We start from the raw sequence: 20,072 nt of genomic DNA on the forward strand, positions 1-20,072 counted from the left end.
TAATTGTTTATCTTGATTCACATACTTAGGTAAGCAACCTAAAAAATGTATCTGTTGCAAAATGTATAACAGTTTTTATGAGAATGCAACTTTTTTTCAATATTTACCTTCAAAACAATTTTAATTCCTCTATGATTTGATAACCATCCCAGATTGGAATAGCCCCTTCTCGCAGTAGACTATTTGTCCCTTTTGACTGTTCTTTCAGAATGGGCCCAGGAACGACAAAAATATCTTTGCCATGTTCTAGTGCATGCTCTGTTGTAATCAGTGTCCCACTTTTTAAAGAAGCCTCTGTTACAACAATTGCGTTGCTGATACCGCTTATAATACGATTTCTCATTGGAAATTGCCATTTCTGGACCCCAACATATGGAGGATATTCTGATAAAAGTAAATGATTTCCTTCTATTTCGCTTGCAAGTTCTTTATTTTCTCGTGGATAGAGATGGGAAAAACCATGCCCTAATACTGCAATGGTTTTGCCTCCATACTGAATTGTTGCACGATGAGCCAAACTGTCAGCCCCCTTTGCAAGTCCACTTACTATGACGACATTTTGTTCAACTAGCGGCGGGACAATATACTCCAATGCCAAGCTGGAATAATTCGTTGCTTTTCTGGAGCCAATGATGGCAATTTTCCTGGGTTCCTGCAGTAAAGATATATCCCCTTTTGCATATAGGACCGTCGGAGGGTCAATTAAATCCAGCAAGCTTTCTGGGTAGAATTTACTATTGAATGGAATTGCTCTGACCGAAGAAGAATTATATACATCCATGAGATTAATTTTCAATACTTGTTTATATTTCAATAAAATGTTATCTGCGTTTATTGTCGAAATCGATAGAATTTTAGCTAATTTTGCTGGTGAAGTTTCTACTAGATTACGTGTAGATTCGATAGATTTCATCAGAAGTTGGAATTTGTTTAGGGTAAGAGGATAAACGTAATGAAACGAGAGGATTTCTTGTAAACTGTTCAACATATCACTCCTTATTAATAGAAGAAATTCTCTTCATCGACAAAGCATGTGCTTTGATAAAAAGTGACCGCATAAAAAAGGGAAGGGTGCAGCAACAAGATTGCTACACCCTTTATTTTAATGAGTTTTACATTGTTCGTATAGACCTTTTTCTTTAATAACCTTAATTAATGTTTCACCAATTACCGATGGAGTAGGTGCAACTTCAATACCTGCTTCATTCATCGCTTTAATTTTATCACTTGCTGTTCCTTTACCGCCAGAAATGATGGCTCCAGCATGCCCCATTCGTTTACCTGGAGGTGCAGTTTGTCCACCGATAAATCCAACGACAGGCTTAGTCATATTCGCTTTAATCCATTCAGCCGCTTCTTCTTCGGCTGTTCCACCGATTTCACCGATCATTACGACAGCGTATGTCTCTGGATCATCATTGAATTCGCTTAGTACATCGATGAAATTCGTACCATTTACTGGGTCTCCACCGATACCAACTGCTGTCGATTGACCAATTCCGGCTTGTGTTAACTGATGTACTGCTTCATATGTTAATGTACCTGAACGGGATACTACACCAACATGACCTTTTGTGTGGATATAACCTGGCATAATTCCAATTTTACACTCATCTGAACTAATTACACCTGGACAGTTTGGACCAACTAAACGTGTTTTCTTACCTTCCATATATCGTTTCACTTTGACCATATCCAATACAGGAATGTGTTCTGTAATACAAATTGTTAAATCTAATTCAGCATCCACCGCTTCCATAATTGCATCCGCTGCAAATGGTGCAGGAACATAAATTACCGAAACATTTGCACCAGTTACCTTGACCGCATCTTCAACTGTATTAAAAACAGGAACGCCTTCAATAACTTGACCACCTTTTCCAGGTGTTACCCCCGCTACAATTTTCGTGCCATATTCTAGCATCTGCTTTGTATGGAATAGTGCTGTTTCGCCTGTAATACCTTGTACAATTACCTTTGTATCCGCATTAATATAAACACTCATGAATTGTCATTAGCCTCCTTAACCTACGAGCTCTACAATTTTTTCAGCGCCATCTGCCATTGAGTCAGCCGCTACAATATTTAAACCTGAAGCATTTAATAATTCTTTGCCAAGTCCTACGTTTGTCCCCTCTAAACGTACAACTAAAGGAACTTCTAATCCTACTTCCTTTGCAGCGGTAATTACTCCCTCTGCAATGACATCACATTTCATAATGCCTCCGAAGATGTTAACGAAGATCCCTTTTACAGCTGGATCCGATAAAATAATTTTAAATGCTTCTGTAACCTTCTCTGCAGTAGCACCGCCCCCAACGTCAAGGAAGTTTGCCGGTTTACCGCCGTAATAACTAATTGTATCCATCGTAGCCATCGCAAGACCCGCACCATTCACCATACAGCCAATATTGCCATCCAACGAGATATAGCTAAGATCGTATTTAGAAGCTTCGATTTCTTTTGGATCTTCTTCATCATAATCCCTTAGCTCAACGATATCTTTATGACGATATAACCCGTTCGCATCAAAGTTAAATTTCGCATCGAGAGCCACAACCTCTTCGTTTCCTGTGACAACAAGCGGGTTTATCTCTAGAATCGAAGCGTCTTTATCAACAAATGCTTCATATAATCCCAACATTAATTTTGCAGCTTTATTAACAAGCTTTGCCGGGATATTCATATTAAAAGCCATTCGACGTGCCTGGAATGGAAGTAATCCCGCTACCGGATCAATCACTTCTTTAAAAATCTTTTCCGGAGAATGTTCAGCTACTTCCTCGATGTCCATTCCGCCTTCTTCTGACCCCATTAGTGTAACTCGAGAAGTTGCTCTATCTAAAACAAAGCTCAAATAATATTCTTTACTAATATCCGAACCCTCTTCAATGTAAAGACGCTTAACTTCTTTACCTTCAGGACCAGTTTGATGAGTCACTAGGATTTTCCCTAATAACTCTTTCGCGTAAGTTCGGACTTCATCCAAATTCTTCGCGATTTTTACACCCCCAGCTTTACCACGTCCACCTGCATGGATTTGAGCTTTTACAACGATTACATTAGAACCTAGCTCTTTAGCAACCTTTACTGCTTCCTCCGGTGAAAATGCAACTTTTCCATTTGGAACAGTTACTCCGTACTTTCTCAGGATTTCTTTCCCTTGATACTCATGGATATTCATGATACATCCTCCAATCCAACCTCTAGTACTTATTTTCTTGCCACAATCCATTCTATACAAATATTCTGACAAAGTCTATCGTTGTATCATATGTATAAAAATAGATTATTTTATTACAATATTATCTATTTTACGCATTCCCGTCTATAGTTTTAGTGCAGATTTATTTTGTTTTAGTTTCATAATTTCGATCGAGCCGGTAGATAAATGCAAAAACTTCCGCAACAGCTTCATATAGTTCTTCCGGAATCGCTTCGTTCAAATCAAGATTCCCCAATAATTCAACAAGGTTTTTGTCTTCATATACCGGTATATCATTCAGGGCTGCTTTTTCTATAATATTATCAGCTATTTTACCTTTTCCCTTTGCAATGACAGTAGGGCTATTATTTTTCTCGGGATTGTAATTTAATGCAATTGCTTCTTTTCTGACATACTTTTTATCATTCATATTCGAATATCAACTCCACTTTTCAGGTTGGATTCATCCACCTTTTTCTTTGTGCCATTGTGAGGAGTTGTGTTATTTTCAAATGGTTTCACAAATAATCCCGAGAGCTGATAGTTTTTATCCAATAATCCTTTTTTCAAAGTTTCTTTCAGTGGTTCAGCCAGCACCTCAAGGTGTGGTTGATTATTGTATAAATGAATTGTGACAATGCGATTTTGCACCTGCATATCTACCATTGTTTCCTCTAGTGCTTCCATATTTAAATAAAATAAAACCCGTGCATAATTGGCATCGATTTTGCCATTTTCTTTCATTCTGCCATTCCATTGAAGAGTTGCTTCCGTTTGTTTCCCCAAAAACTGCAAAGGAATTTGCATGACCAGTTGGTGCTGATGCCCGTTTTCTCCTGAAGTTAACTGCATCCCATTTAATCTTGCAAGAATATTATCTGCTGCTTCTCTAACAGCTGTTGGAGTTTGAGCATCTTGAATAAGCGTTAATAGTTGTGGTTTCAAAGACTGGGCCAACTCTTGTATATCGGACATTTTATTATTCAAGGTTGCTTCATAGCTCATTCCTAAGCCTTTTAAAACTGTTTTGATCGCCTGTTCCATCATTTTCCCATCAAGTGCCGACAAAACTTCCGCATCGGCTTGCAATTGCATTGTTTGTACGGTAGGTGCGCTTGATTCTCCAGCTATACGAGCTAGACTTAACAAAGTGGACTGAGCCACCTGAGGATTAGCGGCTTCTGGCTTTAGCAAGGTAAGCAATTGTTCATTTTGCGAACTGTTTACTTGACCATTGGTTGTTGACTGCTGATTTGTTTGAGTTGCAAATGCTCTTACAAGTTGCTCATGTAATTGTTTTGCAAACATTTCGATTGTCGCTGTACTTTTAGGTAATGCTTCAAATCGACTAACGAGCTGAAGCAGCTGTGTTTTTTGCTCCTGCGATAAATTCGATTGATTGCCAGTCCAATTTTGGACTTGCTGGATCATTTGTTGTGCATCGGACGGTTTTGATGCCATTACAGTTTGAAGAAGCTGGCCCGCAGGCTGTTTGATTGATTCATTTGATGATAGGTTTTGATGCTGCTTAAAACTTTGGGATAACCAATTATCAGCTGACGTATTTTTCGGTACTATATCAGCGTTCTTTAACAGATTGAGGACTTGCGATTTATTCACATCCGAATCAGTGTTACTCAATAAGCTCTGGATTGCCTTTGATAAAATCGCCCCACCCGTTTCTTGCCCGATTGGTTTAGAAATAAGTTGTAATTGTTGCAGAATGTTTGATTTTGTGGATGGTTCAATGCTTGTATCCTGAGCTAGTAATGTCGTTAAATTGGAAATCGCTGAAGCCATTCCGTTGTTTTTATTACCAAAAATTAAGGCTTTAAACACTTCGTTTGTAAATGGCAGTTTCATATCAGCCATTTTTTGAATAACCTGCAATGCCTCTTGCTTTGTAATAGACTCGGGTAAATTTTTCAACCAGTTTTCAGCTTGTAATAAAGCTTCTTTTGAAAGAGGCACTTGATTCTTAACAAAATGAGCAAGTACTTGCTGCATTTCCATGGTTTTTGGAAGATTCATTGTTTCTAAAAGCTGATTTAGTTGCCCGCCCGTCGTTTGAGATGGCTGCATTGGCCCTGTCACAACTTTCAACTCTGCTTGAGGGTTCATGTTCGTTACTTGGAAAAAATGTGAATCTCCGGCTTTCAAAGGGGTTTCTAGCTTAGCAAATAATTTGTTTGGCCCAACTTGTATTTCCGCCATCTGATCTGGGTAGAGCTTTTTGATAGTTCCATGAAACACTTGACCTTGCTTTAATGTTAAGGGTTGATTTTGTTCTAGTGTTGCTTGTTGTATTTGTATCGGATTAAATGATGTGGATGTCATAGTAATACCCGCTCCTTCGCCCCAACCATGGACTTTATCGGTTCAAAGCTTTTTCGGTGTTCTTCAATATAACCGAATTCTTCGAGTGCTTCTAAATGCTGTTTTGTCCCATATCCAGCGTTTTGGTCAAATCCATAGACAGGGTATTTTTCATGTAATTGTTCCATAAATTCATCCCTTGCATTTTTCGCTAAAATGGATGCAGCTGCTATGCTTAAGCTTTTGGCATCTCCCTTAATAATAGAACTTTGCGGTATATCTACCGGTAATTTCATAGCATCCACAATACAAAAGTCTGGACAGATCCTTAAGTTTTCAATACTTTTTTTCATTGATTGCTTTGTAGCTTCATAAATATTAAGCTCATCGATCACTTTTGCATCCTGGAAGTGGATGGAGTATGCCAAAGCATGTTCTTTAATAATGTTAGCAAACTCTTCCCTTGCCTTCTTTGGTAGTTGCTTGGAGTCATTTATTCCGATGAACTTTTCACAATTTCTAGGTAATATTACTGCTGCTGTGACAACAGGACCCGCTAACGGACCTCTTCCCGCCTCATCAATCCCAGCCAATAGCTGTTCATACGATGACAGGAAGCTCATATCAAATTTCACCTTACTCTCATGTTCTGCTAACTTTTTCTTTTCTTTTTCCATTCGATTATTCCATTGCTTCCATACCTTTTGAACACCCGCACGTTCATCCTGTTCGATATCCTGCATCCATTCTTCGTACTGGTGTGCTTCATTTAAGGCGATTGTTATTTCTTTAATTGTTTTTACCATATGTATGACACTTCCCTATATTCTCTCTCTTTTTATATCGGCATTTTTGCATGATATCAAAGATTTAATTATTAAATTCCAGTGTTTTATCTCTACTATCAAATTAACATAGTTCCTTGTTCAATAGGTAAATTTCAGTCTATAATGGGAGTGAAATGAATGGAGGAAATCTATATGAAAAAACTTTTCCCTCTTTTTGCGAGTATTGTCCTAATATTGTCTGCATGTGGGAATGCCGCAAAAGATGAACATACCGATGAAGAACATGCAAGTGAAAATCATAGTGCCGATACGGCTGTTGATGAAGCGAATGACAATCCTGATTCCCATAATCATGCTTCTGGCGATATTCAAGAAATGACGGCATCTGCCGAAATTCTTCCTAGTTTTTTAGATAGTCAGCATGAAGATATTCGTCTAGTCTACGAAGTAGCTGGAAAAGCTCCAGATATTTTGCAATGGATACCTTGCTATTGTGGATGCGGGGAATCAGTAGGACATCGCAGTAACTTAAATTGTTTTATAGCAGAAACTAAGGAAGATGGCTCAATAGTGTGGGATGATCATGGGACACGCTGCCTGGTTTGTTTAGAAATTGCAGTAGAATCTGTTCAAATGGCTCAACAAGGAAAATCCCTAAAAGAAATCCGAAACGCCATTGATTCTAAATACAAAGAAGGTTATGCAGCACCAACACCTACGGATATGCCAGCTTAAGTAAATTAAAAAAGAGGTGGAGAAAAAACTGGATTGTTTTTTCTTCGCCTCTTCTGGTTTCGTCCCAAAACTTGCCCTATTCTTCTGCTAAAGCTTCTTTTTCGAGTTGTTCGTCGACGATATCAAAGGAAATCTTCCCGAAATGTTGATTCCGAATATCTCGAACGATGATTTCTGCAACTTGATCGTAGTCGATTTCCCCACCTTGTCCAAATACTTTTCGTTTTTTTCCAATGTGGTCGAAAGTATCAACTAATTTCTCATGGATTGCTGTTAAGCCGTAGCGTTCTTCCATACGATTGGGATAGTGGATTGAGAGGAATTGGAGTCCGTACACCGCAAGATCTTCCATATTAATGATTGTATCCTTAATCGCACCTGTTAAGGCTAATTTAAGCCCTACTTCTTGGTCCTCAAATTTTGGCCATAGAATTCCAGGTGTATCTAATAGCTCGATATCTTTTCCTACTTTAATCCATTGCTGTGATTTAGTTACCCCAGGCATATTCCCTGTCTTGGCTATATTTTTCTTCGCCAGTCTATTGATTAAAGTGGATTTCCCGACATTAGGAATTCCGACAATCATCGCACGAATTGCTCGAGGTTTCATCCCTTTGGCCTTCATACGATCCCATTTCTCCGCTAAAATTTCTTGTGCTGCTTTTGTTACCTTTTGCAGCCCTTTTCCTTCTAAAGAGTTGATCGCTACAGCTGTGTGCCCTTGCTTAGCAAAATACTGCACCCATTTATTCGTTTCTGTCTCATCAGCCATATCAGCTTTATTTAAAATCAGAAGACGTGGTTTTTGATTAATGACCTGATCAATCATTGGGTTTCTTGAAGAAAGGGGCAAACGTGCATCGATTAATTCAAAAATGATATCAACTAGTTTAAGTTTTTCTGATACTTCTCGTCTTGCCTTTGCCATGTGTCCTGGGAACCATTGAATTGTCATGTTTATTTCCTCCTTTATGTTTCTCTTAAGAAATGCGCAAGTGCCCTGCTTAGCCCCGACAAGCGCTGGAGCCTCCGACAAGAAGGCGCTTTTTGCCTTCGTAGGAGGAGGCGAAACGACTCGAGGGGCTGGGCTGTTTGCGCAAGACACTGTTCAATTTCTTCTTCAGTAAAAAAAATTTTCTAATGTGAACTTCTAACTTTTTTTAATGGATAGTTCAGCATTATTATGTAGCAGTGAAAAAGTTTCGACCTTTTTAGCCGCCAAAAAGAAAAGGAGATTACAAAGAACCTCCTTCATTCCTTAAGTATTATTTTACAATTTTAATATCTCCGATTGGCCAAAAGATAATGCTTGTATTTCCAATAAGCTCATCCTGACTAACAATTCCGATATGACGACTATCTTTACTATAGCGTCGATTATCTCCCATCACAAAAACATACCCTTCTGGAATTACTTCTAGTGTTGGGTCTATTTCTTGAAGTGTAAAGTCTTGTGTTAGTGTTCCCTCTGTTAACTGTGATTTATACTCATCTAAATAGGGTTCATCATATGCTTTTCCATTTATATAAAGCTGATCGTCCTTATATTCGATTGTATCGCCTGGTAGACCTATCACACGTTTGATGTAATCTTTTCCTTCGGGAGCATGGAAGACTACGATATCAAAGCGATCAGGTTCACCGATCGAGTAGCCAATTTTATTGACGATCATTCGGTCGCCATCTTTTAATGTTGGCATCATTGAATCGCCATCCACCACGATTGGTGTAAATAATATGTAGCGAATAAGTACTGCAATCACAAAAGCAATAATTAGCGCTTTGATCCATTCCCAAAGTTCATTCTTTTCTTTTTTTGTTTTCTCCACGGAAGATTCCTCCCCATCTAACTTCATTTTATTGCAAATGAATTATGTATACAAGTTTGAAAACTCGAGTTCTTACAACTCTATTTGGCGATAGTGCTCTCAGGGTATTTCACAGGAAAATCTTATTTCCCATTTCTTTTTACCAAAAAGAAAGGGAGCTTGTAATCAAGCCCCCTCTCAAAAAGTTATTATCGGATTTCTTTAATACGAGCTGCTTTACCACGTAGGTTACGTAAGTAGTAAAGTTTAGCACGACGTACTTTACCACGACGGATAACTTCTAATTTAGTGATTTTTGGAGTGTGTACAGGGAATGTACGTTCAACACCAACACCGTAAGAAATTTTACGAACTGTGAAAGTTTCGCTAATTCCGCCACCACGACGTTTAATAACAACACCTTCAAATAACTGGATACGTTCACGAGTACCCTCTACTACTTTAACGTGTAGGCGAACAGTGTCACCAGGACGGAAAGATGGTAGATCCGAACGAAGTTGTTCTTTTGTAATTTCTGTAATAATGTTTGACATAATTTTCTCTCCTTGGACAGATGCTCTTACAGTCCTAATCGGCCTCAGCGGAACACCGTAATTCAGTACTTCATATAGAAGCACAGATTGAATAATACCATATTCTTTTTATTGTTTGCAAGTATTATATAAAATCAAAGTCATTTTCTTTTGCTTCAACAAGCAGATTCAATCTTGGTGGATTTTGGCATCTTCCACACAGTTTGAATTACTCCGACTTTAAACGCTCAATAAATGCTTTTTGTTCCGGTGTTAATTCCATTTGCTCTAAAAGGTCGGGGCGTCTTTCAAACGTTCGTTTAAGTGACTCCTGTTCACGCCATTTGTCGATATTCGCATGATTTCCTGATAATAATACATCCGGCACTTTCATTCCTCTAAACTCAGCAGGACGCGTATAATGTGGATGTTCTAATAAACCCGTTGAAAAGGAATCTTGAATATGAGAGTCTTCTTGTCCCAAGACACCAGGGAGGAGACGAACAACAGCATCTATTACTGTCATAGCAGGCAGTTCTCCGCCTGTTAATACAAAGTCACCAATCGAGATCTCATCTGTTACAAGATTTGTTCGAATACGTTCATCATATCCTTCATAATGGCCACATAGGAAAACAAGCTCTTCTTCCTTTGCAAGCTCTTCTGCTTTTTTCTGGGTAAAACGCTCACCTTGAGGACACATGAGAATAATTCGAGGATTTCGGCCCTCCGTAATCGATTCAACAGCCTGGAACATCGGTTCTGGCTTTAAAACCATTCCAGCACCGCCCCCATAAGGATAATCATCCACTTGTTTATGCTTATTATTACTGAAGTCACGGATATCTGATACAGATAAAGAAACCGCTCCTTTTTCTTGCGCCTTCTTCAAAATGGATGAACCGAAAACTCCAGTGAACATATCTGGAAATAAACTTAACACATGAATATTCATTACAATAAACCTTCCATGACGTGAATAATAATTTTCTTTTCTTCAACGTCAATCTCTTTTACAACATCCTCTATATAAGGAATATAATGTTTTTTGCCGTTTGGTGCTATGACTTCCCAAACATCATTTGCACCCGTTTCTAAAATTTGAGTTACTGTTCCAATTTGTTCGCCTTCTTCTGAAAGCACCTCACACCCAATTATTTCGAAGTAATAGTATTCATTTTCCTCTAATACATCTTCGTCTAATTGATCTTTTGACACTTTTAATAGCCCTTCTTTAAATGGCTCCACAAAATTAATGTTGCTGTAGCCTTCAAAGGTTAACAAGATAAAGTTTTTATGTCGGCGCATACTCTCTATTGTTACCCAAATTGGTTTTTTGTCATCTTTTTTGAAAACCGCTAATTTGCTGCCTACTGCAAAACGTACATCTTCAAAGTCTGTTGTGGAAAGGACGCGTACCTCTCCGCGAATTCCGTGCGTATTAACGATTCTTCCTACATTATACCATTCCATTAATTAAGCCCACCTTAAGTTTTGTATCAATTGCTTTTATCGACATTATCATACTAAAAAAGTTTAAAAAAAAGAAGGGAAAGCATTTCGCCCCCTTCTTTTATGTAAGTTTTGAACGCTAGCTAAACGAGCGTTCTCCGCTTTTATCATGTCTAGTTTCGCGCGTTAACCGCTCGAATCACTTCGACTCCTTCTGCGCATGCACCTCAGAAGTCTCCAGTGCTTGTCGCGGTTGATCGAACGCGCTACACTTTTCAGTCTAATATATCGACATAAGTCTTCTTCTTGTGATGACTGCCAGCAGCTGAATAAACAATTGTACGAATTGCCTTTGCAACACGACCTTGCTTGCCTATTACTTTCCCTCGATCTTCTGGATGAACAAAAAGTTTATAAACAATTCGACTTGAATTCTCGTCCGTTTCGACACGAACTTCTTCTGGAAAATCGACTAACGGTTTTACGATTGTTTCAATCAGCTTCTGCATCGCGTGTCACCTCTAGAATTATTTACTGAATTTTTGGTTGTGGAATTTTTCCATGATACCTTGTTCTGAGAACAGGTTACGTACAGTATCAGATGGTTTTGCACCATCAGCTAACCATTTAAGAGCTTTCTCTTCATCGATGTTCACTGTAGCTGGTGAAGTTAGTGGGTTATAAGTACCAACTGTTTCGATTTGACGTCCGTCACGTGGAGAACGAGAATCAGCAACTACGATACGATAGAAAGGAGATTTGTTAGCTCCCATACGTTTTAAACGAATTTTAACTGCCATTTTTTATTGCACCTCCGAATAAGTTTCACACAAGATAGTATATTATCAAGTTTATTTTGGTTTGTAAAGTGTTTTTTCTTAACACCTAATATTTTAGCAAACTTTTTTTATTTAAACAATGAATCAAGGCCAGGTAATTTCATTTTTTTCTTGCCTTTTCCTTGCGTCATCCCTGTCATTTGCTTCATCATTTTTTTCATATCTTCAAACTGCTTAAGCAATCTGTTTACTTCCTGAACGGATGTACCAGATCCTTGTGCAATACGTTTTTTACGACTTCCGTTCATGATTTCCGGATGTGTTTTTTCAGCAGGAGTCATGGAATAGATAATTGCTTCCACACGTCCCATTTGCTTCTCATCCACCTTCACATTATCAAGGCCTTTAATCTTGTTGGCACCTGGCAACATCTTCAGCATATCCTCGAGTGGACCCATTTTTTTCACAGCTTGAAGCTGTTCCACAAAGTCATCCAGAGTAAAGCTTTGGGACATGAACTTCTCTTCAAGCTCTTTGGCTTTCTCCATATCGACATTTGCTTGTGCTTTTTCAATTAGTGATAGTACGTCACCCATACCTAAAATACGAGAGGCCATACGTTCTGGGTGGAATGTCTCAAGAGCATCCATTTTTTCACCCATCCCGACGAATTTAATCGGTTTTTCTGTGACTGCGCGGATTGATAATGCAGCACCACCACGTGTATCGCCATCAAGCTTCGTTAAGACAACACCTGTAATGCCAATTGTTTCGTTGAAGCTTTGGGCAACATTTACAGCATCTTGCCCCGTCATCGCATCAACGACTAAAAATACTTCATCAGGTTCTTTTAAAGCTTTAATATTTTTCAGCTCACCCATTAGTTCTTCATCGATATGCAGACGACCTGCTGTATCGATAATAACCACATCGTGATGTTCTTCTTTTGCCTGCTCTATCGCTTGACGAGCAATTTCCACTGGAGATACATCGGTTCCTAGTGAAAAAACTGGAATAGATAATTGTTTCCCTAGCGTTTCAAGCTGTTGAATCGCGGCTGGACGATAAATATCGGCAGCAACAAGCAAAGGCTTACGATTATATTTTTTACGTAATACGTTCGCTAATTTACCAGTAGTTGTTGTTTTACCAGCACCTTGCAATCCGACCATCATAATGACAGTTGGCGGCTTCGTATTGAATTTAATGGGGCTTTGTTCGCCACCCATTAGCGATGTTAGCTCATCTTGAACGATTTTAATAACTTGTTGACCAGGAGTTAAGCTTTTCATCACTTCTGTGCCGACCGCTCGTTCGCTAACTTTTTTGACAAACTCTTTAACAACCTTTAAGTTAACGTCTGCTTCAATTAATGCAAGACGAACTTCCCGCATCATTGCTTTAACGTCTTGTTCGGTAACCAACCCTTTACCTTTTATCTTTTGGATTGTTCCTTGGAGTCGTTCTGCTAACCCTTCAAATGCCATGTTTAGCCTCCTAATCCGTTTCTTTTAGTTGATTAACTAACGCAAGGCGATCTTCCATCGTTGAAGTCTCGTCCTTAATTGCTTCAGTTAATTGTTCAAGAATCTGTTGGCGTTCGCCAAATTTTTCAAATAAACGTAATTTATCTTCATATTCCTCAAGCATTGCCTCTGTACGACGAATGTTATCATATACAGCTTGGCGTGAAACTTTATAACTTTCTGCAATTTCTCCTAAAGAATGATCATCTAAGTAGTAAAGTTCCATATAACTTCTTTGTTTATCAGTTAATAATGCTTGATAAAAGTCGAAGAGAAAGTTCATGCGTGTTGTTTTTTCAAGTAGCATCAAATATCTCTCCAATCATATTTTGTCTACTGTATCATATATGTTTTCAATAGGTGTGTCAAGGGAATTTCCTTGTCCACAAATCGAACCATAAATCGGGGTTGGTATTTATTTATTGTCTTAAATTATATAGTAGCTTTTTTACCATGCAATAAATAATAAATTCCAATGGCCACTATAAACCATCCAACTGTCCAGCTATACATCGACTGGTAGCTCATATAAGCTAAAAGAACACCATATAAATAAGGACCAACACCAATGGCTAGGTCCATTAGAATGAAAAATGTGGAAGTTGCTGTTGCTTTCCTATGTTTTAACGCTTCTTTTATGGCGATAGCTAAATAATTGGATTGCACTGTTCCATAGCCGATTCCAATCAAAGCACTCGCTGCTAAAATCATCCATCCGCTATTAGCTTGACTTAATGTAAAGTATCCAATCACTAATAAGATCAGCATCGGATAGGTTAATTTGTTTTCCCCCAAACGATCAAACAACCGACCTGTAATAGGTCGCGTGAGTACTAAAGCGATGGCGTATACAACAAAGAAATACGTAGCCACCTCTCCATGGCCGATATCCTCTGTATAAGACCCTAAAAAAGATAATAAGCTTGAGTATCCTAAAGCTAAGGTGAACATGCAGATGGCTATAGGCAATGCCCTTTTTTCAAACATATCGCTTATTGAAAAGGTAAGCTTCGGTTTTTGGGAGACTTGTGGGGTATTTGGAGTTGGCACTTTCAAAAAGATTCCAAGCAAGTTACAAAATGCAGCGAAAACTAAAACCCATATAAACAAATCGAATGTTGCTGCACGCAGCATAAATAGTCCAATAAACGGCCCTGTAGCCATAGCGAGGTTCATAGCTGTTGCATAATAGCCCGTCCCCTCCCCCCGACGTTCATCCGGTACAATATCGGCCATGATTGCGTTGGCAGCAGTCATTAAAAATCCAAAAGCAAACCCATGAATTGCGCGGACCATCAAAAATAATGCAAAGGTAGTGGCAACCTGGTGGGCTAAAACTGCCACGAAGAATAACACTGCCGAGATGATGAGGATTTTCTTGCGTCCCAGAACATCTACTATTTTCCCTGCAAAAAGCCGTGCTACAAGTGCCATAATGACGTATATTCCCACAGCCAATCCAGCCTCACTTTGACTTCTTCCAAAATGGCCTGTCACATACTGGGTAACAGTAGCAAGCAAACTATAAAACACAAGATGTGTGAAAAAATTAATTCCACATATCATTAGAAAATTTTTGGTCCAAAGTTTCGGACGTTCCATTCTTAACCCTTCTTTCTAAGAACAACCATATGTATATATATCAAATTATACTAAACATTCAGTTAGTTAAGTAGGGGTAGTTTTAGGAATGGGGATTGAATTGTACTTTTATGGGAAATCGGACTCGTATTGCTTTTCGATGAAGCAATGAGACACTTCAAGCTCAAATCTCTAACCATTTGTCTCATTACAGGCTCTATTGTGACATTTCAAGCTGAATTCTCCAACCATCTGTCTCAATACAGGTTCTATTGTGACACTTCAATCTGTATTCACTAACCATCTGTCTCATTACACGCCCTACCTGAGACACTCCAATCAAAATCCATCAACCATTTATCCCGATACACAATATTTAACTCCCCAAATAAAAAAACACTATCCCAGCATCCGCGACCAAAGCTCATCGCGGATACTGAAATAGTCTCAATCATTTAGTCTTCAATTTTTTCCATTTCTTTTTCTAGACCTTCTGCGAACAGACCGTATACATATCGTTCTGCATCAAACGGTTGAAGGTCATCCATTTTTTCACCAAGTCCAACAAATTTTACTGGAATGTGAAGTTTGTTGCGGATTGCCAATACGATACCACCCTTAGCAGTACCGTCTAACTTTGTTAACACAATACCTGTTACATTTGTTGCTTCTTTAAAGGTCTGTGCTTGGATAAGGGCGTTTTGCCCAGTTGTTGCATCAAGCGCTAATAATACTTCATGTGGTGCATTTGGAATTTCACGAGAAATCACGCGGTGCACTTTTTCAAGCTCTTTCATTAAGTTTACTTTATTTTGTAAACGCCCTGCCGTATCACAGATTAACACGTCTGCTCCGCGTTTTTTCGCCGCAGCAATCGCGTCATAGATAACTGCAGCTGGATCAGAACCTTCAGATTGTTTAATTACTTCACAACCAACACGATCTCCCCAAACCTGCAACTGATCAATCGCCCCGGCACGGAATGTATCACCTGCTGCAAGTACAACTGACTTTCCTTCTTTTGATAGGCGGTGGGCAAGTTTACCGATAGTTGTTGTTTTCCCAACGCCATTTACACCAACAAATAAAATGACTGTTAGCTCGCCTTGTGGCTGCAAATTTAACTCAATAATATTTTCTTCGCCAGCTTCGTAAATTTCAACAAGCTTTTCAGAAATAATTGCTTGAATTCCTTCAGTATCCTTGATGTTTTTACGTTGCACTTCAAAACGCAATTTATCCATTAGCTCCATTACTGTCTCGAATCCAACGTCCGCTTGAAGCAATACTTCTTCTAATTCTTCAAAGAATTCTTCATCCACTTTACGATAACGTGCTACTAAATCATTCACTTTCGATGTGAATGAATCACGTGTTTTTGCTAGACCATTTTTAAATTTTTGCGTAATGGACCATGCGGATGGCTTTTGCTCCTCCACCTCTTCTACAGGAGAAGGTAGAGTTTCTTCTTCTTGCACCAGCTCTTCAGCTTTTTCCTCTTGGGTTTCATCAATTTCTTCGATGATCTGTTCAATCACTTCATTTGTAATGACAGCAGGCTCTTCTTTGTCTGACTCAAATCCGTCGACTTCATCAAGTTGCGGCTGTGCCTCCAGATTTTCAGCTTGTTCATGTTCAACTTTTTCTTCTATCGTACTACCTGTTAACTTTTCTTTTAGTCGTTTAAAAAAGCTCATTCACTATCGCTCCTTATGTCTATTAGAAAATGGGGCTTATCGCCAATACCCTTTAGCGATAAGCCGTAATCACACTTAATCAGAAACTTTTCTATCTGACAAGTGCCGCTTCTTCTTCAAGTTTTACTGAAACCAGTTTCGATACCCCGGATTCTTGCATCGTAATACCATAGAGTACATCTGCACCTTCCATTGTACCTTTACGGTGTGTGATGACAATAAATTGAGTTTCACTGCTTAATTTCTTTAAATAATCACTATAGCGTTGGACATTTGCTTCGTCCAGTGCGGCTTCAACTTCATCGAGAATGACAAATGGGACCGGACGAGTATTTAAAATAGCAAACAACAGCGCTATAGCAGTTAGTGCTCTTTCCCCACCGGATAATAAACTTAAATTTTGCAGCTTTTTACCTGGTGGTTGGGCAACGATTTCAATCCCCGAATCGAGAAGGTTTTCCGGATCGAGCAGTACCAAATCTGCTTGTCCACCACCAAACAATTCACGGAATACATGCCTAAACTGAGTTTGAATCATCGTGAAGGATTCTCTGAAACGTAAAGACATTTCTTCATCCATTTCACGAATTGCTTCATGCAAAGTATCTTGGGCTTCTAATAAATCATTGCGTTGCTCAGTTAAGAAGGTATGACGCTCTAACACTCGATCATACTCCTCAATCGCCGTTAGATTGACTGGTCCAAGTTCTTCAATGGATTGTTTTAATAGCTTAACTTTACGGCGTATTTGGTCGATATCCTCAATCTCAACAGCTTGTTCACGAGCCTCTTCGAAATCGAGTTCATACTGCTCCTCAAGAAGTGTATGTAGACGATTCATGTCAAATTCAATTCGACTAGCCCTCACTTCTACAGTTCGTAAGCTCTCTATGAAGCCCTTATGAATTCGTTGCAATTCTTTTAGTTGTTCTTCTAATTGCGCTAATGTTTGTTGGTGTTCAAAGCGCAAATTACGATTTTGTTGTATATTTTCAGTTAAAGAAGCTTTTTTCGCTGTCCATTCATGAACCGTCTTTTCAATCTCTGCATCAGTAGGTCCATTATCATCTTCATTCTGAAGCCAATTGATTTCTTGTGAGAGTGTAGTAACTTGCTGTTGAGCTTTGGATCGTTGTAAAGCAAGCTCTGCTGTTGCAATTTGCAGCTGACTAAGCTGCTCTTGAACAACCGCAAGTTCTGATCGCTTTTGTGCAGATGACTCTCTTAAAGAATCCTTCTCACTTTCACTTTTCGTTTTTAATTCACTTAAATGCGCTACTTTGTGATTTATTTCCTCAAGCTCTTGTTTTAATTGCTCTATACGTTTTAGTGCCTCTTCTTTTTGCTGAAGGAGCGTTGTTTTTCTTGCTGTCATGGAAGTTTGTTCGCTTGATGCTACATTGACTGTTGCTTTTAAGTTTTTCTCTTCCATACCAATTTCAAGCAACCGAGCTTGAAGGGTCATTTCTTCCTTGCGAAGCGTTTCCCCATCAAGTTTTAAAGCTTCAAGCTGCTCACGTAAATTGGCCACTTCTTCTTTCTCTGCAGCAACTGCCTTTTCGGCTTGAACAATGGAGTTCTCCATTTTTTCAAGACTACTTGATAATTGATCGAGCTCAGCTTTACGAGAAAATAACGAAGATTGCTGCTTGGAGGCACCACCAGTTAGAGAACCACCTGCATTTACAATATCGCCATCTACAGTGACAACGCGATATCTAAAACCACAGTTTCGAGCAATCTGACTTGCACCTTCCAGATTTGAAGCTACCAGTACATTTCCTAGTAAATTTTCAGCAATCGTACGATTTGACTCATCAAATTCGACTAAATCCACAGCAAGACTTACAAATGCGGGATGGTCAATTGCTTGTCCAAATTGAGCTGATGCAAGCTTGCGTGACTTCATAACCGTTTTCGGCAAGAATGTCGCTCGCCCTGCTCGTTTAGCTTTAAGCCAGCCAATCGCTTTTTGTGCATCTTGTTCGGTAATGGTCACAATATGCTGCATGGCAGCCCCTAAAGCCGTTTCGATTGCTTTTGAATACTTCCCTTCCACTTGGATTAATTCTGCAACTGCTCCTTCAATACCAAACAGTTCTCCTCGCTCACGAGCTAGAAGAATCTCTTTAACACCTTGGAAGAAACCAGAAAAATCAGCTTCAAGCTCCGCTAAAGTTTCTTTGCGTGCTCTAAGTTGTTGCTGGTGTTGATAGGCTTGGTACAGCATTTGTTGCTTTTCTTCAAAGGAAGTAGCCGTTTTATTTAATTGTATTTGTAGAATTTCATGTTGTTCCAGCTTTTCTTTCAGCTGTAATTCAACCTTTTTAAGAACAGTTTCAAGCTCGGACTTAACGGAAGCGATTTCCGTCAGTTTTTTTACCATTTCTGAAGAACGGTCATTTATACGTTCAGCCGATTCTAGCTGTAGTGTCAGTTGCTGTTCAATATGCTTTAATTCATTTTTAATTGTTGCTTCTTCATTTAACAAATCAATATACAGATCTTTTGATTGGTCAATCTCTCTTTCAATTTCAGAGGCAGAAGAATTTAAAGTTAATTCTAGTTGCTTTATTTCAAACTTTAGCTTTTGAACTTCATTTTGCTTGATTGTAAACTGCGACTTTTTCTCATCTTCACTAGTCGTCAGTAATTGCTCTTCTTCTTCTGCAAGTCGAAGCGATTGCTGTAATTGATTTAATTGCTTTTGGGCATTGGAACGCTTTTCTTTCATAAGCGCTTTACGGCCTTCCCATCGTTCAACCTCAGAGCTCGCTTCCACTAGCTGCTCTCCCGCAGTATCAAGCACATCATCAATTTCTTTTAACTTCACACGAATTGTATGTAACTTTTTTTCATCTTTTGAAATCTCTGAGGCATGTTGTTGCTCAGTTGATTTTAATTGATGATATTCTTCATTGATTTTTTGCAAATCACTTGCATGGGCGATTAAATCGTTTACAGTGAGGGCAATGTCAGATTCTTTAAGTTCCTCAGTCATACGCACATAGTCTTTTGCACTTGATGCTTGAATTTGCAAAGGTTCTAACCGGCTGTCCAATTCATGCAATATATCTAAAACCCGATGAAGATTTTCGTCTGTTTCAATTAATTTATGTTCGGCTTTTTTCTTGCGGTTTTTATACTTCAGAACACCAGCTGCTTCTTCAAAAATCGTTCTGCGATCATCTGGTCGGCTATTTAAAATTTCATCTACGCGTCCTTGTGAGATAATCGAGAATGCTTCTTTTCCTAACCCGGAATCCATGAACAAGTCCGTAATATCCTTCAGGCGACATTGCTGATTATTTAGCAAATATTCGCTATCACCTGAACGATACACACGTCTCGTTACGCTAATTTCAGTAAAAGGCATTGATACTTGTTCATCTTCATTATCCAGAACGAGCGTTACCTCAGCAAAATTAAGCGGTTTTCTTGAGTCGCTTCCAGCAAAAATAACATCTTCCATCTTGGATCCACGTAGTGATTTCGCGGATTGTTCTCCCAAAACCCATCGTATTGAATCCGTTACATTACTTTTTCCACTACCATTTGGGCCAACTACTGCCGTTACACCAGGAACGAAATCAATACCAATACGATCAGCAAACGATTTAAAGCCAATTACTTCAAGTCGTTTAAGGAACAT

The 20,072-nt window shown here is 38.9% G+C and carries 19 protein-coding genes; 1 reads left to right on the forward strand and 18 read right to left on the reverse strand.

The features are described from left to right. Positions 1-109: 109 nt before the first annotated feature. The 6 genes from dprA to ACFQU5_RS05560 form a co-directional block, all read right to left on the reverse strand. Complete coding sequence (gene dprA, locus ACFQU5_RS05535) at positions 110-988, reverse strand: DNA-processing protein DprA (RefSeq protein WP_408063435.1); 879 nt, start codon at positions 986-988, stop codon at positions 110-112. A 114-nt stretch (positions 989-1,102) separates the two neighbouring features. Further along, positions 1,103-2,005, reverse strand: coding sequence for a succinate--CoA ligase subunit alpha (gene sucD, locus ACFQU5_RS05540; protein ID WP_390285576.1), 903 nt, complete (start codon positions 2,003-2,005; stop codon positions 1,103-1,105). An 18-nt stretch (positions 2,006-2,023) separates the two neighbouring features. After that, the gene (gene sucC / locus ACFQU5_RS05545) at positions 2,024-3,184 is read right to left on the reverse strand and encodes an ADP-forming succinate--CoA ligase subunit beta (RefSeq protein WP_390285578.1); all 1,161 of its coding nucleotides are present in this window, start codon (positions 3,182-3,184) and stop codon (positions 2,024-2,026) included. 163 nt (positions 3,185-3,347) lie between these two features. After that, a complete protein-coding gene (locus tag ACFQU5_RS05550) occupies positions 3,348-3,635 on the reverse strand; it encodes an EscU/YscU/HrcU family type III secretion system export apparatus switch protein (protein WP_390285580.1) in 288 nt (95 codons plus the stop codon). Next, positions 3,632-5,542 carry a hypothetical protein gene (locus ACFQU5_RS05555; protein ID WP_390285582.1) on the reverse strand — a complete coding sequence of 637 codons (1,911 nt, stop codon included), beginning with the start codon at positions 5,540-5,542 and terminating at the stop codon, positions 3,632-3,634. The genes ACFQU5_RS05550 and ACFQU5_RS05555 overlap by 4 nt, the downstream gene beginning before the upstream one ends. After that, complete coding sequence (locus tag ACFQU5_RS05560) at positions 5,539-6,327, reverse strand: ribonuclease HII (RefSeq protein WP_390285584.1); 789 nt, start codon at positions 6,325-6,327, stop codon at positions 5,539-5,541. The genes ACFQU5_RS05555 and ACFQU5_RS05560 overlap by 4 nt, the downstream gene beginning before the upstream one ends. 174 nt (positions 6,328-6,501) lie before the next feature. Between ACFQU5_RS05560 and ACFQU5_RS05565 the strand changes: the two genes are divergently transcribed. Further along, entirely contained in the window at positions 6,502-7,044 is a 543-nt protein-coding gene (locus ACFQU5_RS05565; RefSeq protein ID WP_390286521.1) for a PCYCGC motif-containing (lipo)protein, read from the forward strand. Positions 7,045-7,120: 76 nt separating this feature from the next. Here the strand turns inward: ACFQU5_RS05565 and ylqF are convergent, their stop codons facing one another. The 12 genes from ylqF to smc all read right to left on the reverse strand — a co-directional run bounded on the left by ylqF (position 7,121) and on the right by smc (position 20,072). After that, complete coding sequence (ylqF, locus tag ACFQU5_RS05570; RefSeq protein ID WP_390285586.1) at positions 7,121-7,999, reverse strand: ribosome biogenesis GTPase YlqF; 879 nt, start codon at positions 7,997-7,999, stop codon at positions 7,121-7,123. 310 nt (positions 8,000-8,309) lie between these two features. Beyond that, positions 8,310-8,873 (reverse strand): signal peptidase I, encoded by a 564-nt coding sequence (gene lepB, locus ACFQU5_RS05575; RefSeq protein ID WP_390285588.1) that lies wholly within the window; start codon positions 8,871-8,873, stop codon positions 8,310-8,312. 188 nt (positions 8,874-9,061) lie between these two features. Then, entirely contained in the window at positions 9,062-9,406 is a 345-nt protein-coding gene (gene rplS, locus ACFQU5_RS05580) for a 50S ribosomal protein L19 (RefSeq protein WP_282989824.1), read from the reverse strand. A 208-nt stretch (positions 9,407-9,614) separates the two neighbouring features. Beyond that, positions 9,615-10,340: a tRNA (guanosine(37)-N1)-methyltransferase TrmD gene (trmD, locus tag ACFQU5_RS05585; RefSeq protein ID WP_390285591.1), complete on the reverse strand. Its 726-nt coding sequence runs from the start codon at positions 10,338-10,340 to the stop codon at positions 9,615-9,617. Continuing rightward, on the reverse strand, positions 10,340-10,858 hold the full coding sequence (gene rimM, locus ACFQU5_RS05590) for a ribosome maturation factor RimM (protein ID WP_390285593.1): 519 nt from the start codon (positions 10,856-10,858) through the stop codon (positions 10,340-10,342). The genes trmD and rimM overlap by 1 nt, the downstream gene beginning before the upstream one ends. A gap of 254 nt (positions 10,859-11,112) precedes the next feature. Continuing rightward, positions 11,113-11,346, reverse strand: a complete 234-nt coding sequence (locus tag ACFQU5_RS05595) for a KH domain-containing protein (protein WP_282989821.1) — start codon at positions 11,344-11,346, stop codon at positions 11,113-11,115. A gap of 18 nt (positions 11,347-11,364) precedes the next feature. Then, on the reverse strand, positions 11,365-11,637 hold the full coding sequence (gene rpsP, locus ACFQU5_RS05600; protein ID WP_036202915.1) for a 30S ribosomal protein S16: 273 nt from the start codon (positions 11,635-11,637) through the stop codon (positions 11,365-11,367). Between the two features lie 107 nt (positions 11,638-11,744). Next, positions 11,745-13,103 carry a signal recognition particle protein gene (ffh, locus tag ACFQU5_RS05605; RefSeq protein ID WP_390285596.1) on the reverse strand — a complete coding sequence of 453 codons (1,359 nt, stop codon included), beginning with the start codon at positions 13,101-13,103 and terminating at the stop codon, positions 11,745-11,747. Between the two features lie 10 nt (positions 13,104-13,113). Further along, complete coding sequence (locus tag ACFQU5_RS05610; RefSeq protein ID WP_390285598.1) at positions 13,114-13,449, reverse strand: putative DNA-binding protein; 336 nt, start codon at positions 13,447-13,449, stop codon at positions 13,114-13,116. A gap of 125 nt (positions 13,450-13,574) precedes the next feature. Continuing rightward, positions 13,575-14,744 carry an MFS transporter gene (locus tag ACFQU5_RS05615; protein ID WP_390285600.1) on the reverse strand — a complete coding sequence of 390 codons (1,170 nt, stop codon included), beginning with the start codon at positions 14,742-14,744 and terminating at the stop codon, positions 13,575-13,577. Between the two features lie 434 nt (positions 14,745-15,178). Next, on the reverse strand, positions 15,179-16,420 hold the full coding sequence (gene ftsY, locus ACFQU5_RS05620) for a signal recognition particle-docking protein FtsY (protein ID WP_390285602.1): 1,242 nt from the start codon (positions 16,418-16,420) through the stop codon (positions 15,179-15,181). Between the two features lie 91 nt (positions 16,421-16,511). Then, positions 16,512-20,072: a chromosome segregation protein SMC gene (gene smc / locus ACFQU5_RS05625; protein ID WP_390285604.1), complete on the reverse strand. Its 3,561-nt coding sequence runs from the start codon at positions 20,070-20,072 to the stop codon at positions 16,512-16,514.

The sequence above is a fragment of the Ureibacillus sp. GCM10028918 genome (genome assembly GCF_042666115.1).
Classification (GTDB): domain Bacteria; phylum Bacillota; class Bacilli; order Bacillales_A; family Planococcaceae; genus Ureibacillus.